The organism is Rhodococcus sp. FW305-130 (assembly GCF_058788335.1).
Genome location: NZ_JBYTAP010000012.1, coordinates 82,053 through 96,721, shown reverse-complemented (window position 1 = coordinate 96,721; position 14,669 = coordinate 82,053). Strand labels below are relative to the sequence as shown.

Below are 14,669 nucleotides of genomic sequence, written 5' to 3'. Positions count from 1 at the left end.
CCGATATCGTTGCCGGTGAGGTGGTCGAAATTGGCAGCGCCGCCGTTTTCCGGTTCGTGCTCCGAACGATCATCACCAGGAGATGACTCCCTCGCACGCTTCTACCGTCGAGCCCTACGTCGGGCCGATGACGTACTCATCTCGTTGTTCCTGCCGAATCCGACCAGAAATGACACCGCTGCCACTCATGACTGCTCCACGTGTTACTCGCCTGGTCGAGGCCCTCGAACGTCATCAAATCCCGCTCTATCTCTTGGCCCTGCTGATCGGTGGCCTTGTGGGGATCCTTGCGCCCGACACCGCTCCGGGTTTCGAACACGCGATCAACCCCGTTCTGATCGTCCTGCTCTACGCCACCTTCCTCGCGGTACCGTTCTCCTCGATCCGGACGTCGTTGAAGGACGGCCGATTCCTCACTGCACTGCTCGGTGTGAACTTCGTTCTGGTTCCGATCGTCGTGTTCGCTCTCTCGCGTTTCGTCGCCGACGATCAAGCGGTATTACTCGGCGTGCTGTTGGTGCTGTTGGCGCCGTGCATCGACTACGTCATCGTCTTCAGCGGGTTGGCCGGCGCAGCGTCCGAACGTCTCCTCGCTGCCGCGCCGCTGCTCATGTTGCTGCAGATGGCGCTTCTTCCGGTCTACTTGTGGTTGTTCGTCGGATCCGAACTTGTCGATGTCATCGACGTCGCTCCGTTCGTGGAGGCTTTCCTACTTCTGATCGTGGTGCCGCTTGTTCTCGCGGCCCTCACGCAGGGCGTTGCTCGACGGCATGGGGCTGGTCGCATCGTGATGGAGGTGATGGCCTCGATCATGGTTCCGGTGATGATGGCGACCCTGGCAGTGGTTGTTGCCTCCCAGATCGAATCTGTCCGCACACAACTGAGTTCGCTGATCGTAGTGGTTCCGATTTTCGCCGTGTTCCTGGTGGTCATGGCATTCGTCGGTCAAGGTGTCGGCAAGGCAGCACGCGTGAAACCGGCCGCGACGAGGGCGTTGATATTTTCCGGTGCCACCCGTAATTCCCTCGTCGTTCTGCCGCTCGCGCTGGCGCTTCCGCCCGCGTTGTCACTGGCTGCCGTGGTCGTGGTGACCCAGACTCTCGTCGAGCTCGTCGGCATGGTGATCTACGTCCGCCTGATCCCTCGGCTCGTACCGATGTCGAAATTTGATGCCACAACGAATTCCACTGACTTGCGAATCTGAGCCCGCCACCTGACATCTTCATCACTCGATGCCATGAAAACGCTCGACCCTCCCACCGGCGCCATCCAGAAATAGATCTTTGAGCGGTCACGTACCGAAAAGGGACCGTGCGGGCACGATTTTGTGAATTGCGAGGTACGTTCGGCGACTGGGCGCTTCTATGCGTGTCGGGCCGCAGGGCGACTCCTCACTGAGTACGCATTGCGCGACGTTTCTCATCTACGACCATCACTTCTTCATTGATCCGGCGCCGTAACGACCGGAATATGATCGCGGAGATCGCGAATCCGAGCAGCAGGGCCCCGAACAGTGCCAAGACGCCGGGGATTTCAAGATCGAATATGGCGTTGATTCCCATGATGATCACTGCGAGACCGGCGATCAGGGCGAGCCGAGCCGCGGTGTAGTACAGCATCAGGCGCACGAGCTTTGAACGTGCCACACGGTTGATTCGCGCCAGGCGTGTCTGCTGCGTTTGATGGGCATCCACTTCCGCAATTTCTGGCCTGACTGGTGAGTTGGGGCGGCCCTTCGGAGCGGACTGGCGTTTCACGATGCTCGATTCTCGGGTTCGGATCCCGCCTCTGTTTGGCGGGGGGCGACAGACGAACCACATAACTACTATGCACAATAGTAGTTCAGTGTTGTTTCCGGTTCATCGCACCACGCTTGGAGGAAGTGCATGCAGGCACGTTCGCGATGGCTCCTGTTCTTCCTGGTCGTGATCGCCCTCCTTGTCGTGGCGATCTGGCCTCGATCCACCTCGACCGAGGCCCACACCTCGACCCGGCCGCAAGTGCCCCCGGCCGCATCACAAGGCGAAGAAGAAGCTCCCGGCTCGGTGCTTTCCTCGTCGCCCGCGGCAGCGGACGTTTCCTGTCCAGTGGCCCCGGCACCACCGCCCGTAAACGGAGAACTCCTGGGAATCAAAGCGAAGTGCCTCGGCGAGAGCACCGAAGTCGACCTCGGTGCAGCGTTGTCGGGGGAACCTACCTTGATCAACCTCTGGGCCTCGTGGTGTGGGCCGTGCCGATCGGAAATCCCGGTACTGAATGACTATGCAGGTACTCCGGGCGCCATCCGCGTAGTCGGAATCAACGTCCAGGACGACATGTCAACAGCACTAGCACTTCTCACGGACACAGGCGTGCGCTATCCCTCGTTCGCCGCCGTCGACGACATCGGAGTTGCGCTGTCGGCGCCGCCAGTTCTGCCGCTGAGCTTCCTCGTCCAACGTGACGGGTCCGTCGACCAGGTTACAACCCCCATGGTTTTCGAGAACACTGACCAAATACGCTCCGCTGTAAGTGAGTTGATGAAATGACCGCCCCCACGCTCCCTCGAAAACCGAGACAACGCGCACTCGGAACACCCACCCGCGCCCTCTCACTCGTCGCTATTCTCACCGCGATCGTCGTCGCCGCGAGCGGGTGCGCGACCGGCACCGACGCAGTCGCTTCGGGTGCGAATTTCGATTTCGTCTCACCGGGAGGGCAAACCGATATTTTGTACGACCCACCCGAGTCGAGAAACACGATCGGCGTATTGGCCGGACCTGACCTCATGACCGACGGTAGCGATATTTCACTGGCTGATTACGCAGGTCAGGTCGTCGTGATCAATCTGTGGGGGCAATGGTGCGCCCCGTGCCGGTCCGAGGCCGATGATCTCGAGCGCGCGTACGAAGCGACCAAAGGTCTCGGTGTTCAGTTTCTCGGGATCAATGTTCGAGATCCTCAACGTGACAAGGCCCAGGACTTCGTCGTCGACAACAACGTGAGCTACCCCTCGATCTACGACCCGTCGATGAGAACATTGACAGCACTCGGCGGAAACTACCCGACAAGCGTGATTCCCTCCACGCTGGTGTTGGATCGACAGCAGCGCGTCGCCGCCGTATTCCTTCGCGCACTTCTCACCGAGGATCTGCAACCTGTCATCGAGCGTGTGGCGGCCGAACAGTGAACGAACTCGCCCAAGGCGTCGGGTCCAGCTTCCAGACCGCCGCCTCGAGCGGTCCGTTGCTGCTCGCCGTGGCAGCGTGCATTCTGGCCGGTCTGGTGTCTTTCGCATCGCCGTGCGTGGTGCCACTGGTTCCCGGATACCTGTCGTATCTGGCCGGCATTTCCGGAGCTGATTCTCCGTCGGTGACCCCCGGCGACGAGAATGCACAACCCGCGGGCAGATGGCGGGTGACAGGGGCCGCCACGATGTTCGTTGCGGGATTCACGGTGGTGTTCGTTCTCGCCACGGCGTCGGTATTCGGGGTGATCGGCACCCTGCGCATCAACGAAGAGCTGCTCCAACGCGTGGGTGGTGTGATCACCATCGTGATGGGGTTGACGTTCATCGGCTTCATTCCTGCCCTGCAGAAAGACGCACGGTTCGCCCCACGGCGCATCTCCTCCCTTGCCGGCGCACCCTTGTTGGGGGGTGTGTTCGCGTTGGGTTGGACACCGTGTCTCGGGCCCACTCTCGCCGGGGTTATTTCGGTTGCGGCCGGAACTCAAGGCACGACAGCAGCGCGTGGGGTGATACTGATCGTCGCCTACTGTCTGGGATTGGGACTGCCGTTTATCGTGCTGGCATTCGGGTCCGCAAAAGCGCTCCGCGGTGTCGGATGGCTCAAACGCCATTCACGGACGATTCAGATCATCGGCGGAATAATGCTCGTCGTTGTCGGCCTGGCCCTGGTCACCGGCGTCTGGAGCATGTTCATCGGCTGGTTGCGCAACGAATTCGTCAGTTCGGTCGTGTTGCCGATATGACCGATAACGCCACCGCAGGAGCTCTCATCCGTCGCCTCCCAAGACTGATGATCCGAGAAAGCATTCGGCTACTGCGCCAGAATTGGCGCAGGTTGACATCGATGAGTACCGCGCTCGTGCTCCTGTTCCTCTTGGCACTCGCAGCACTTCCAGGCGCTATGTTGCCTCAACGAAATCTCAACGTACAAAAAGTGTCCCAGTACATCGCGGCCCAACCAACCCTTGGCCCGTTGTTCGACAAGCTGGAGTTGTTCGACGTCTTTTCCAGCTTCTGGTTCACTGCGATCTATGTCCTCCTGTTTCTCTCTCTCATCGGCTGTCTGGTTCCACGCTTGCAGGCGCATCTCGGCGCGCTTCGGAGCCAACCTGTGCGAGCGCCTCGGAATCTGTCCAGGTTGCCTCACCATTTTCGCGGCGTTCTAGATATCTCGCATGACGAGGCCCTCACCAGAGTGCGGCAGTCGCTCAAGGGCTGGCGGGTAGCGATCAGGTCCGAAAAAGATTCCGAGGTAACGGTTTCCGCGGAGAAGGGGTATCTGCGAGAGGCAGGGAATCTGGTGTTCCACTTCTCGCTGATCGGATTGCTCGTCACCGTCGCCATCGGCAAGTTGGTGGGATATGAGGGTTCGGTGATCGTCATTGCCGACGGCGGCCCTGGATTCTGCAACACGTCACCCGCCGTGTACGACTCGTTTCGGGCTGGAAGTGCAACTGACGGCACGGGTCTCGCACCGTTCTGCATCAAGGTCAACGACTTCTCCGCGGACTATCTCGATACCGGTCAGGCCGAAATGTTCACCTCGAACATCTCGTACCAGAGCGGGCAGGACATCGCGACCAATACATGGAAGGACTATCGCCTTCGGGTCAACGAACCGTTGCGTACCGATGGCGCCCGCGTCTATCTGACCGGCCACGGGTACGCGCCGCAGTTCACGGTCACATTCCCCGATGGACAATCCCGTACCGAGACAATGCAGTTTCAACCGGACGACGCGGTGACGTTCCTGAGCAGTGGGGCGTTGCGGTTCGATCCACCCGGCGGTTCGTTCCCCGATCCGAACGAGCGCCGGAAGAATCAGATCGCCATCGAGGGACTCTTCGCACCGACCGCGGCCTTCAGCGGGACGCTCCTGACTTCGTCGTTTCCCGACGCGCGTGACCCTGCGGTCGCGATCGACATCTACAAGGGCGATACGGGTCTGGATACCGGCATCCCGCAATCGATCTTCACGTTGAACAAGGAAATGATCAACCAAGGAAGGCTGGTCAAACAAGATCGTGTGAACCTTCGCCCGGGAGAGACGCGGACTCTCACCGATGGAACACAGGTTCGGTTCGACGGGGCCAAGGAATTCGCCAATCTGCAGGTGTCGTACGACCCTGTGCAACAGTGGGTTCTCGTCTTTGCGATCACGATGATGCTCGGACTGTTGATCTCGCTCGTGATCAGGAGGCGGCGGGTGTGGATCCGCCTACGCCCGGGGACGGGACCGGAGCAGGTTGATCTCGAACTCGGTGGACTGGCGCGGACCGACCACGCCGGATGGGGCGGCGAATTCGACGATCTCTGTGAGAAATTGTTGGCGGACCAGCACAGTTCTCCTTCTACGAGAGCGGGCCTGTGAGGGTCCTTTCGGTCGACCGTGCAATCACTGCCGACGGTGAACTCGATGCATGCCTGAAGAGTGGTCGCCCCAAACGGCGCCACGGTGGGATCGCTTTGCCTCTCGCGCTTTCGGTGGGCGCTGGGTGGCTGCTGTTTCTCAGCTTTCCGCCGCGCACGCTGTGGTTTCTCGCCCCTGTAGCCATCGCCCTGCTGACCGCCGTTCTCCAGGGTCGCAGTCTCCGTGCGGGTTTCGGATTCGGCTATGCCGCGGGACTGGGATTCTTCGTTCCCTTGCTGCCGTGGGTCGGAGCGTACGTAGGTGCAACGCCTTGGTTGGCGTTGGCGGCGATTGAAGCGCTCGCGTTCGGCGTGTTCGGCGTACTGGCGGTGGCCGTCGGTCGCGCTCCCCTTTCCCCGGTGTGGATTGCGGGTGCATGGGTCACCGCAGAAGCACTTCGTAGCCGAGTTCCGTTCGGCGGTTTCCCATGGGGGCGTTTGGCCTTCGGGCAGGCTGACAGTCCGCTGCTGCCGTTGGCTTCGATCGCGGGGGCGCCAGGTCTTTCCTTCGCGACTGCACTGATCGGAACCCTCATCGCCTGGTCACTGGCCGGGCCCTTAACTGTTCGATGGCAAGCATTGGCAAAAGGTGGCGCCTGCATCGTCCTCATCTTTGTGAGTGCATTGGTGACCGGTTCTCCAGGTGCCGCCCCTGACGAGGTCGTCACTGCGACCGTCGTTCAGGGCAACGTGCCGCGACTCGGCCTCGATTTCAACGCCCAACGCCGAGCGGTGCTCGACAATCATGTTGCCCGCACCGAGCAGCTCGCAGCCGATGTCGCGGCCGGTCGCGTAGCCCGGCCCCGACTGGTGATCTGGCCCGAAAATGCTTCGGATATAGATCCTTTGGTGAATCGGGATGCTGCGGATCGACTGGACCGAGCAGCCCGTTCGATCGGGGCCCCGATCCTGGTCGGTACGGTTCTCGTAGGTGAGGCGGGTACTTCGGTCAACAGTGTCATGGTGTGGGATCCCACGGATGGCCCTGGGCAGCAACACATCAAGCGGCAGCTTGTGCCCTTCGGGGAGTACCTGCCGCTCCGATCGATCGTTAGTGCGGTGTCGTCATATGCCGATTCTGCGGGCAATTTCGTTGCCGGGAACGGGAACGGCGTCGTCGGCCTCAACGGAGTTCAGGTAGCTGTTGCCACGTGTTACGAGGTGGCCTTCGACGATCTGGTGACCGAGTCCGTCAAGGCAGGAGCCACCGTCATCGCGGTTCCCACCAACAACGCGACCTTCGGCCGGACCGAGATGACCTTTCAGCAGTTGGCCATGTCGCGGGTGCGGGCGGTCGAACACGGCCGCAGTGTGCTGATCGCAGCAACCAGCGGTGTCAGCGCGATCATCACGCCGACGGGGGAAGTACGCCAACAGAGCGAGATCTTCACAGCACAGGCACTGACCGACGAGGTCGCCCTGCGTTCCGATCTCACACCGGCAACACGTCTGGGCGCGGTTCCCGAGATCGCCCTGGCAGTGATCGTCCTTTCTCTCGCCACCGCACCTCTCTTCGGGGGGCGCGTACCGCTTCTGTCTCGGCAGAAGGAACAAAACCATGAATTACTATGATTGATAGTAATTCAGTGTCGGTGCCAACGCACTAGGGAACGAGTCCGCCAATGTCGAAGAACCGCAAGAAGAACACACCTCGCCCCCGCGGCGGTGGGGTGCCTGGTGGCCGAAGTTTTCCGTGGTCGATATCGATAGCAGTCCTGATTATCGCCGGCCTGGTCTCGGTCATCGCCTACAACATGGTGCCCAAAGCCATCGAGAGAACCGAAGCGCAAAAATACGCTCCGAGCGCGGACAACCCGGACCCGTCGAAGTCGATCGAGGGGGTGACCGAAATCGAATATGCTGCCGCCAATCATATCCAAGCGCCTCAGCGTGTGGCATACGATCAAACTCCGCCTTTGGGCGGAGCGCATGATCAGTACTGGGCAACGTGCACAGGCATCGTCTACCCGGAGCCGATTCGCACAGAGAATGCGGTGCATTCACTCGAGCACGGCGCGGTTTGGGTGTCCTACGATCCTGACTCCTTGAACTCGTCCGACGTCGATGCCCTTGCCTCCCAAGTAGATGGTGAACCGTATTCTCTGATGTCACCGTTCCCCGGCATCGATTCACCTGTTTCTATTCAATCGTGGGGGCACCAACTCAAAGTCGACAGCGTCGACGACCCCCGTATCGCAAAGTTCGTCACTTCCCTCAAACAGAACCCGAACACCCATCCAGAGGTCGGGGCCAGCTGTGCAACCGTCCCCGGCGGATTCGACCCGAAGGCTCCTTCCCCCTTCGACGCATCTCCGCCAGGCCCTGATGCGATTCCCGCAGCATCGGAGCAGTCAGCAACTGGTCTCCCCGGGGCAACGGCCACACCGATGCCCGCGATCACGGGAGAACGCAGCAATGGTTGAACACGCTCCGGTACCCATTGAGTCCGAGTCGATGTCCGATTCATCGGGCAAACGCCGTGACACGAGGCCCACAGCGTTGGTTCTCGGTGTTGTCATCGCCCTGTTGGTCGGAATCGTCATCGGACTGTGGGCAAAGGGACGAATCGAAAACACCTCGGAGAGCGCCCCAGCCGTCGGCGCAGTAGAGGTCGGCTTCGCGCAGGACATGTCCGTTCACCACGGGCAAGCGGTCGAGATGTCATCCCTCGCACTGACGAACACAGCCGACCCTGCTATCCGTACGCTCGCCTACGACGTCGTCACTACTCAGCAAAGTCAGATAGGAATGATGCAGGGGTGGCTGTCCCTCTGGGATCGACCGGCCCGGGGCACGGGCGAATACATGGAGTGGATGCCCTCGACTACCTCGGCGATGGATCACTCGATGCCCGGCATGAGCACCGGACAAAATGATTCCGGCACAAATTCGTCAGCTGTGATGCCCGGCATGGCTTCTCCTGCCGAACTCGCGGAACTACGCGCGCTGACAGGGCCGGCATTCGAAATTCGCTATCTGCAATTGCTGTTGCGCCACCATCAAGGGGGAATTCCGATGGCCCAATACGCCGCCGACAATGCCGATCTCCCCGTCGTGACAAATCTTGCTCGACAGATCGCCGCCACACAGCAAGCCGAATCGACCGCATTGCGAGAACTGCTCGCAATGCGAGGCGCCCAACCGATCCCGATGAACTGACACTCTCCTCCGGCACCTTCGCATCCGCCGAACCGTCGTACCGGCTTCTGCGATATTCACCGACGTGGAAGAGTTTTGAGGAATTCGTTGTAGGCATCGAGGTCGACGTCACCGTCCCTGGCGGCCTTTTTGTCGACGACGGCGTTGGTGCGGGACTCGTCGCGGTTCCACCTCATCGCGAAAACCACCATGATGATCAACGCGACCGGTTCTCCGTACGACCACGCCAAGGCCCCCGCCATTTGTTGATCAGCCATCAGATCCACGTTCCAAGACGTCGGCGGATTGCTGAAGGTACTCAGAAGCGGTGAGGTCGCCATCATCAGGATCACGCCGATGAAAACGTGGAGAGGCATTTCGACGAAAAGGTCGAAACATCGCCCCAGGTTGCTTTGCTTGACGGGCAACGGACCAGATGAGAGAACCGGAACGATGAACAACACTCCAGTGGCCAGGAAGAAGACCTCCAGGCCTGTGTGGCCGGCCCAGGACGATGCCACCAGGTCGAACATCGGAGAGAGATAGATGCCGTAGTAGCTGAACAAGAACAGCGGAATCGTGACACCGGGGTGCAGCAGAATCTTCGCGGTTCGGCTTCTGAGCGCCGTCAATGCAAGCGTGAGGATCGGAATTCCCCAACCTGCATGAGGCGTGGACCGCAGCAGCAGCAGACCCGGACTGCCGAGAACCAGCAGTGGCGGAATCGCCATCGACAAGGTCAAATGCTGGAACATCCAGATACTGAACAGTTCGTACCCGTAGCCCTCGATGGCGAGGCCCGTCACCAGGATCAGCAACACACAGCCGAAGAGAAAGCTGGCGGTCCTCGTCCACGGCCACACCCGACCGGAAGACTTCACCCGACAAACACCCCAGCAGTACCACGCTGCCAGTAGGACTCCGATCAGCGGTAGAACGGGCAGTGGCTGCGGAGCCCATCCCACCAGAGCTCCGAACGAAGGCGCTGCCTCGGGCAAACGTATCCAGTCCATCGCCTACGTTGTCCCTCCCCGCTCTACCGTGGCGCGAAGCTCAGCGCTTCGAACGCTTGTCTCCGCGCAGGACGATGATCATCCCGATTACGAACAGAATTGCCACTGCGCCACCGAGAATCGGCAACAACAGTGGAGATCCGTCGTCGGAGTCGGCATCGCCGGTTGCCGCCGAGGGCGCAATAGTTACCGGAGGCGTTGCACCTGCAGGAGACGGCGCTGCATTGTTCGTCGCCGCGTTCAAGGTGAAGGAGTACGACCCCGTGATCGGGTGTCCGTCCTCGGAGATCACCCGATATCCAACGGTGTAGGTACCGGAAGGTATCTGACCGGTCGTCGCGAGAGAAACTCGCTCTCCCTGTACCGACGGCTCCCCGGCTCCGACCTGCATCCCGTCGGCCGCACTGACGGTCACGTTCGCGAAACTCGTCTGAATTTCCTGGTTGAAAACCAATTCCACCGAACTCGGCGCAGTGTCGAGAACCGCGTCGGCGGACGGAGTCGATCCGACCAGTGCACTGTGGGCTTGCGCGGTGCCTGCGCCGATGAGCGCACACCCCGCAGCCACCAGCAGCACAACCATTGCACGCCTCAAAATCTGTTCCTCCTACTCGGCTCACACCATCGAGTGGCGGAGTACGGCGATCGATGCGCACCGGCACCTCGTTGAGACAATACCTCCGACTACTATGTTGCATAGTAGTCAGGGTGTGTGGCGGTCGGAAGGCTGCGCACATCGACAAGCACCTACCAGGTAGGCGGATCCGTGAAGTTGACCACCAATGCGAAATTCTCGATAGCCCTGGTAGCTGTCTTCGCTGTCGTCCTCGGCGCGCTGTTGCTCGGTAACCGCAGAGGGACGGAGGGCACCAGCGCCGGCGTCTCGGAGGCATCGGTTCTCCGCGACGACACACATCTGCTGTCCACTGCGCCGGACAACGACGTGGTGCTGGTCGAGTTCCTCGACTTCGAGTGCGAGGCATGTCTGGCGATGTATCCGACGATGGAGCGGATACGTGCTGAGTACGCTGACCGCATTACCTTCGGTGTACGGTACTTTCCCATTCCCAGCCACACGAACAGTGGACTCGCTGCGCGAGTCGTCGAAGCATCGTCTCGGCAAGGGAAGTTCGTGGAGATGTACCAGCGGATGTACGACACGCAGACCCAGTGGGGCGAGTCGTCGGAGTCTCAAGAAGCCCTCTTTCGTACGTTCGCCCAGGATCTGGGACTCGACATGGCCTCCTTCGAGGCAGATATGAATGATCCCGCAGTCGCAGAGCGTGTCAAAGGGGACTTCAACGAAGGTATCGACCTGGGAGTACAAGGCACCCCGACGCTGTTCCTCAACGGCGTCCAGTTGCCATCAATGCCGACATATGACGATCTCACCGCTCGTATCGACGCTGCGCTGGCCCAATGACATCAACGGGAGCGCGCGGTGCCCACGTCGATACCGGTACACCTCCGACTGTCGGATCGTCTCCGAAAGTGTGTTCCCCCTATGTCGTCGGATGGATTCTCGCAGGTGGCGGCGCTCTCGGCCTGGCTGCGTCTCTGATACTGACCATCGAGAAGTTTCAGCTTCTCGCAGATCCCTCGTATCGCCCGTCCTGCAGCATCAACCCTGTCCTCAGCTGTGGATCGGTGATGAGTTCTCCGCAGGCGTCGCTCTTCGGTTTTCCGAATTCGATCCTCGGCGTGGTCGCATTCACTGTCCTGCTGACCACGGGAATCGTGACACTCATCGAGGCAAAGGCACTGCCTCGATGGTATTGGCGCTGTCTCGTCATCGGATTGTTCGCAGGCGCAGTGCTGGTTCACTGGCTGATTTTCCAAAGCCTGTACAGAATCCAGGCGTTGTGCCCGTACTGCATGGTGGTGTGGGTGGTGACGATGACAGCCCTCTGGTACGCCACTTTGCATCTGGGCGCTCGTAGCCTGTCGGCCTCTTCACGAACCGTCAAGAACATCGTTGCCCTCGGCGCCGGAAATCACTCACTCGTACCGACCATCTGGATCCTGTCCGTCGCGAGCCTGATCGTCAGCGCGTTCTGGGACTACTGGTCGACGTTGGCCTGAGAGCACGAGGAAAGCTTGCCGATGCCAGCCCGCCTCCCCGGCAGTTGCCTGCTTCGCAGAACGAACCAATCTTCAACTACTATGGAGCTTAGTTTTTAGTTCCGTGGTTGTCCCGAGCAGATGCGATGGCGGCTAGGCGTAGGAGACGAATATGAAACTCATGGGTGCAGTGAAGACTCTGGTCAACAAGGGCAAAGAGGCTGCTTCGAAGAACGCCGACAAGATCGAAGGCGCGATCGACAAAACCGCCGCTTCTGCCGAAGCCAGGACGGGTGGAAAGCTGACCAGTCAGATCCAGAGGGCCGCGCTTGCGGCCAAGAGAACGATCCCGCCGAAGCAGCAGTAGCCGCCCTGTCGTGCCGACCGTTTGCGTTTCGGTTGCGAATCCGCTCGGGCAAGAACAGACGCCGATGAGCCCATCTTGCTTCGGTGCCCCTCATAGCAACACACCGAAGCAAGATGGGCTCAGTGCTCGACCTGCGGAGGAATGACGATACTTGCGTGAAAATCGCTGTGCCACAGCCGCGTAAGCAGGGCGCAATAGGAATCGGTTACCCTCGTTTGAGTTGATATCGCCGCTTCTGCCGACTCGATGGTCACGGGAACGAGAAGGAGCGCGCGATTCGCCAATGCCGCCGCGGAACTCCCGATATCCATCATTGTGCCTCCGATACTGGCTGCGGCGTTCAACACGGGATCAGGAAGGGCCGTGATGGGTCTAGAGAAAGCGTGCGCTGAGTCCACGAAAATTGCTTCGGTCCGGAGTTGATGTTCGATTGCAGCGATCGTTTCACTTACTCGACGGGCGTGAACCCGCAGCTTACGGGGATGTCGGATGTGGCGATGAGATATCGGGGGCAAAGTCCGCAACCAGCCGCTTGCATGGTGCGCCGCTCCGCCGTCGAGAGCAGTCGGCAGTGCATCTCGAATCAACCAATCGGCGAGAAGTGCGGCGGCGGTATCTGTTGCCGGGACACTGACCACGGGCATTGTTCGTGCTGACATCGTCTTGTTCTAGGTCCTCGAACGGAACCAAATTCCTTTCTCTTAGTCACTGTCGGACGTGGATGCAGTCAGCGACTTTTCCGATCCCGGTGAACTCGACTCCGATCGATGCCCGGCCCCGACGTGTGCTTCTGCCCGCATCCGAGCAACCATGTGCGGGTAGTGCAACTCGAAGGCCGGACGCTCGCTGCGGATGCGCGGCAACTCGGTGAAGTTGTGACGCGGCGGCGGGCAGGTCGTTGCCCACTCCAGCGAGTTTCCGTAGCCCCACGGATCGTCGACGGTGACCACTTCGCCGAATCGGTAGCTCTTGAAGACGTTCCAGATGAACGGGAGAGTGGAGGCTCCGAGAATGAAGGATCCGATGGTCGAGACTGTATTGAGTGTGGTGAATCCATCTGCGGGGAGGTAGTCGGCATATCGTCGCGGCATACCCTCGGCACCGAGCCAGTGCTGGACGAGGAACGTCATGTGAAAGCCGACGAACGTGGTCCAGAAGTGCCACTTGCCAAGGCGCTCGTCCATCATGCGACCGGTCATCTTCGGGAACCAGAAGTAGATACCGGCGTACGTCGCGAACACGACCGTACCGAAAACCACGTAGTGGAAGTGGGCGACCACGAAGTAAGTATCCGTGACCTGAAAATCCAGCGGAGGGCTCGCCAGCAGCACACCGGACAGACCACCGAAGAGGAAGGTGATCAAGAATCCGAGAGAGAACAGCATCGGTGACTCGAACGTCAGGTGTCCCTTCCACATCGTGCCGATCCAGTTGAAGATCTTCACACCCGTCGGCACGGCGATCAGGAACGTCATGAACGAGAAGTACGGCAGGAGAACCGCGCCCGTCGCGTACATGTGATGCGCCCACACTGCGATCGACAGCGCCGCGATACCGAGCGTCGCGTAGACCAGGCCGCTGTAGCCGAAGATCGGTTTGCGGCTGAAGACCGGAAATATCTCCGAGACGATACCGAAGAAGGGCAGCGCGATGATGTAGACCTCGGGGTGGCCGAAGAACCAGAACAGGTGCTGCCACAGCAGGACTCCGCCATTCGCGGGGTCGAAGATGTTGCCACCGAGGCGACGGTCGTAAAGCAGTGCGAAGAGTGCGGCGGTCAACAGCGGGAAGGCCAACAGAATCAAGACAGAGGTGATGAAGATGTTCCACGTGAAGATCGGCATGCGGAACATCGTCATGCCGGGAGCGCGTAAGCAGACAATGGTGGTGATCATGTTGACCGCGCCGAGAATCGTGCCGAGACCGGAGACGAGAAGCCCCACAATCCACAGATCCGCACCGACCCCAGGTGAGCTGACTGCCGAACTCAGAGGCGTGTAGGCCGTCCAGCCGAAATCTGCGGCACCTCCGGGAGTGACGAACCCGCCCGTAGCGATGAGAGCACCGAAAAGGTAGAGCCAGTAGCTGAACGCGTTCAGTCGCGGGAAGGCGACATCCGGCGCACCGATCTGCAGGGGGAGAACGAAATTGGCGAATCCGAACACCACCGGCGTCGCGTACAGCAGCAGCATGATCGTGCCGTGCATGGTGAACAACTGGTTGTACTGCTCGTTCGACAGGAATTGCATGCCCGGAATCGCCAGTTCGCTGCGCATGATCAGCGCCATGAGCCCGCCGATGAGGAAGAACGCGAACGAAGTCACCAAATACATCAAGCCGAGCGTCTTGTGATCGGTCGTCGTCACAAGGTTCCGCAGCACCGATCCCTTCGGCGCCCGTCGCGCGGGGTACGGCCGGGCGGCGATGGGGGGTGATGCAATTGCGGTCATAG

Annotated in this window: 15 protein-coding genes; 11 read left to right on the top strand and 4 right to left on the bottom strand. The window is 60.2% G+C overall.

The window, feature by feature from the left end:
- Nucleotides 1–187: 187 nt before the first annotated feature.
- Nucleotides 188–1,204: an arsenic resistance protein gene (locus AC3WQS_RS29190; protein ID WP_051253193.1), complete on the top strand. Its 1,017-nt coding sequence runs from the start codon at nucleotides 188–190 to the stop codon at nucleotides 1,202–1,204.
- A 187-nt stretch (nucleotides 1,205–1,391) separates the two neighbouring features.
- Here AC3WQS_RS29190 and AC3WQS_RS29185 read toward each other — a convergent pair whose 3' ends face one another.
- On the bottom strand, nucleotides 1,392–1,757 hold the full coding sequence (locus tag AC3WQS_RS29185; RefSeq protein WP_021334375.1) for a DUF4229 domain-containing protein: 366 nt from the start codon (nucleotides 1,755–1,757) through the stop codon (nucleotides 1,392–1,394).
- 129 nt (nucleotides 1,758–1,886) lie between these two features.
- Between AC3WQS_RS29185 and AC3WQS_RS29180 the strand changes: the two genes are divergently transcribed.
- The 7 genes from AC3WQS_RS29180 to AC3WQS_RS29150 are packed head-to-tail and all read left to right on the top strand — an operon-like array spanning nucleotide 1,887 to nucleotide 8,797.
- On the top strand, nucleotides 1,887–2,528 hold the full coding sequence (locus AC3WQS_RS29180; protein WP_021334376.1) for a TlpA family protein disulfide reductase: 642 nt from the start codon (nucleotides 1,887–1,889) through the stop codon (nucleotides 2,526–2,528).
- Nucleotides 2,525–3,169: a TlpA disulfide reductase family protein gene (locus AC3WQS_RS29175; protein ID WP_021334377.1), complete on the top strand. Its 645-nt coding sequence runs from the start codon at nucleotides 2,525–2,527 to the stop codon at nucleotides 3,167–3,169. The genes AC3WQS_RS29180 and AC3WQS_RS29175 overlap by 4 nt, the downstream gene beginning before the upstream one ends.
- The gene (locus tag AC3WQS_RS29170; RefSeq protein ID WP_208722137.1) at nucleotides 3,166–3,972 is read left to right on the top strand and encodes a cytochrome c biogenesis CcdA family protein; all 807 of its coding nucleotides are present in this window, start codon (nucleotides 3,166–3,168) and stop codon (nucleotides 3,970–3,972) included. Before AC3WQS_RS29175 ends, AC3WQS_RS29170 begins: the two co-directional genes overlap by 4 nt.
- Before the next feature lie 47 nt (nucleotides 3,973–4,019).
- Complete coding sequence (gene resB / locus AC3WQS_RS29165; protein WP_134771762.1) at nucleotides 4,020–5,600, top strand: cytochrome c biogenesis protein ResB; 1,581 nt, start codon at nucleotides 4,020–4,022, stop codon at nucleotides 5,598–5,600.
- A 53-nt stretch (nucleotides 5,601–5,653) separates the two neighbouring features.
- Nucleotides 5,654–7,210 (top strand): apolipoprotein N-acyltransferase, encoded by a 1,557-nt coding sequence (lnt, locus tag AC3WQS_RS29160; protein WP_492713566.1) that lies wholly within the window; start codon nucleotides 5,654–5,656, stop codon nucleotides 7,208–7,210.
- Between the two features lie 50 nt (nucleotides 7,211–7,260).
- On the top strand, nucleotides 7,261–8,061 hold the full coding sequence (locus tag AC3WQS_RS29155; RefSeq protein ID WP_021334380.1) for a thioredoxin-like domain-containing protein: 801 nt from the start codon (nucleotides 7,261–7,263) through the stop codon (nucleotides 8,059–8,061).
- A gap of 31 nt (nucleotides 8,062–8,092) precedes the next feature.
- Nucleotides 8,093–8,797, top strand: a complete 705-nt coding sequence (locus tag AC3WQS_RS29150) for a DUF305 domain-containing protein (protein ID WP_134771760.1) — start codon at nucleotides 8,093–8,095, stop codon at nucleotides 8,795–8,797.
- Between the two features lie 56 nt (nucleotides 8,798–8,853).
- On the opposite strand, the gene AC3WQS_RS29145 is transcribed toward AC3WQS_RS29150, so the two are convergent.
- Nucleotides 8,854–9,789 carry a cytochrome c oxidase assembly protein gene (locus AC3WQS_RS29145; RefSeq protein WP_021334382.1) on the bottom strand — a complete coding sequence of 312 codons (936 nt, stop codon included), beginning with the start codon at nucleotides 9,787–9,789 and terminating at the stop codon, nucleotides 8,854–8,856.
- A 40-nt stretch (nucleotides 9,790–9,829) separates the two neighbouring features.
- Nucleotides 9,830–10,372, bottom strand: coding sequence for a copper resistance CopC family protein (locus tag AC3WQS_RS29140; protein WP_234552571.1), 543 nt, complete (start codon nucleotides 10,370–10,372; stop codon nucleotides 9,830–9,832).
- A gap of 183 nt (nucleotides 10,373–10,555) precedes the next feature.
- On the opposite strand from AC3WQS_RS29140, the gene AC3WQS_RS29135 reads away from it, so the two are divergent.
- From AC3WQS_RS29135 to AC3WQS_RS29125, 3 genes are all read left to right on the top strand, one after another.
- Nucleotides 10,556–11,212 carry a DsbA family protein gene (locus AC3WQS_RS29135; RefSeq protein WP_021334384.1) on the top strand — a complete coding sequence of 219 codons (657 nt, stop codon included), beginning with the start codon at nucleotides 10,556–10,558 and terminating at the stop codon, nucleotides 11,210–11,212.
- Entirely contained in the window at nucleotides 11,209–11,871 is a 663-nt protein-coding gene (locus AC3WQS_RS29130; RefSeq protein WP_021334385.1) for a vitamin K epoxide reductase family protein, read from the top strand. The genes AC3WQS_RS29135 and AC3WQS_RS29130 overlap by 4 nt, the downstream gene beginning before the upstream one ends.
- Nucleotides 11,872–12,022: 151 nt before the next feature.
- Nucleotides 12,023–12,217 (top strand): antitoxin, encoded by a 195-nt coding sequence (locus AC3WQS_RS29125; RefSeq protein WP_021334386.1) that lies wholly within the window; start codon nucleotides 12,023–12,025, stop codon nucleotides 12,215–12,217.
- A gap of 701 nt (nucleotides 12,218–12,918) precedes the next feature.
- On the opposite strand, the gene ctaD is transcribed toward AC3WQS_RS29125, so the two are convergent.
- Nucleotides 12,919–14,667 carry an aa3-type cytochrome oxidase subunit I gene (gene ctaD, locus AC3WQS_RS29120; RefSeq protein WP_021334388.1) on the bottom strand — a complete coding sequence of 583 codons (1,749 nt, stop codon included), beginning with the start codon at nucleotides 14,665–14,667 and terminating at the stop codon, nucleotides 12,919–12,921.
- Between the last annotated feature and the right edge of the window lie 2 nt (nucleotides 14,668–14,669).

Excerpts from the sequence above, each read along its gene's own strand:
- AC3WQS_RS29190 (WP_051253193.1), top strand. The coding sequence starts at position 188 with ATGACTGCTCCACGTGTTACTCGCCTGGTCGAGGCCCTCGAACGTCAT.
- AC3WQS_RS29180 (WP_021334376.1), top strand. The coding sequence starts at position 1,887 with ATGCAGGCACGTTCGCGATGGCTCCTGTTCTTCCTGGTCGTGATCGCC.
- AC3WQS_RS29175 (WP_021334377.1), top strand. The coding sequence starts at position 2,525 with ATGACCGCCCCCACGCTCCCTCGAAAACCGAGACAACGCGCACTCGGA.
- resB (WP_134771762.1), top strand. The coding sequence starts at position 4,020 with ATGATCCGAGAAAGCATTCGGCTACTGCGCCAGAATTGGCGCAGGTTG.
- AC3WQS_RS29155 (WP_021334380.1), top strand. The coding sequence starts at position 7,261 with ATGTCGAAGAACCGCAAGAAGAACACACCTCGCCCCCGCGGCGGTGGG.
- AC3WQS_RS29150 (WP_134771760.1), top strand. The coding sequence starts at position 8,093 with ATGTCCGATTCATCGGGCAAACGCCGTGACACGAGGCCCACAGCGTTG.
- AC3WQS_RS29145 (WP_021334382.1), bottom strand. The coding sequence starts at position 9,789 with ATGGACTGGATACGTTTGCCCGAGGCAGCGCCTTCGTTCGGAGCTCTG.
- AC3WQS_RS29140 (WP_234552571.1), bottom strand. The coding sequence starts at position 10,372 with ATGGTTGTGCTGCTGGTGGCTGCGGGGTGTGCGCTCATCGGCGCAGGC.
- AC3WQS_RS29130 (WP_021334385.1), top strand. The coding sequence starts at position 11,209 with ATGACATCAACGGGAGCGCGCGGTGCCCACGTCGATACCGGTACACCT.
- AC3WQS_RS29125 (WP_021334386.1), top strand. The coding sequence starts at position 12,023 with ATGAAACTCATGGGTGCAGTGAAGACTCTGGTCAACAAGGGCAAAGAG.
- ctaD (WP_021334388.1), bottom strand. The coding sequence starts at position 14,667 with ATGACCGCAATTGCATCACCCCCCATCGCCGCCCGGCCGTACCCCGCG.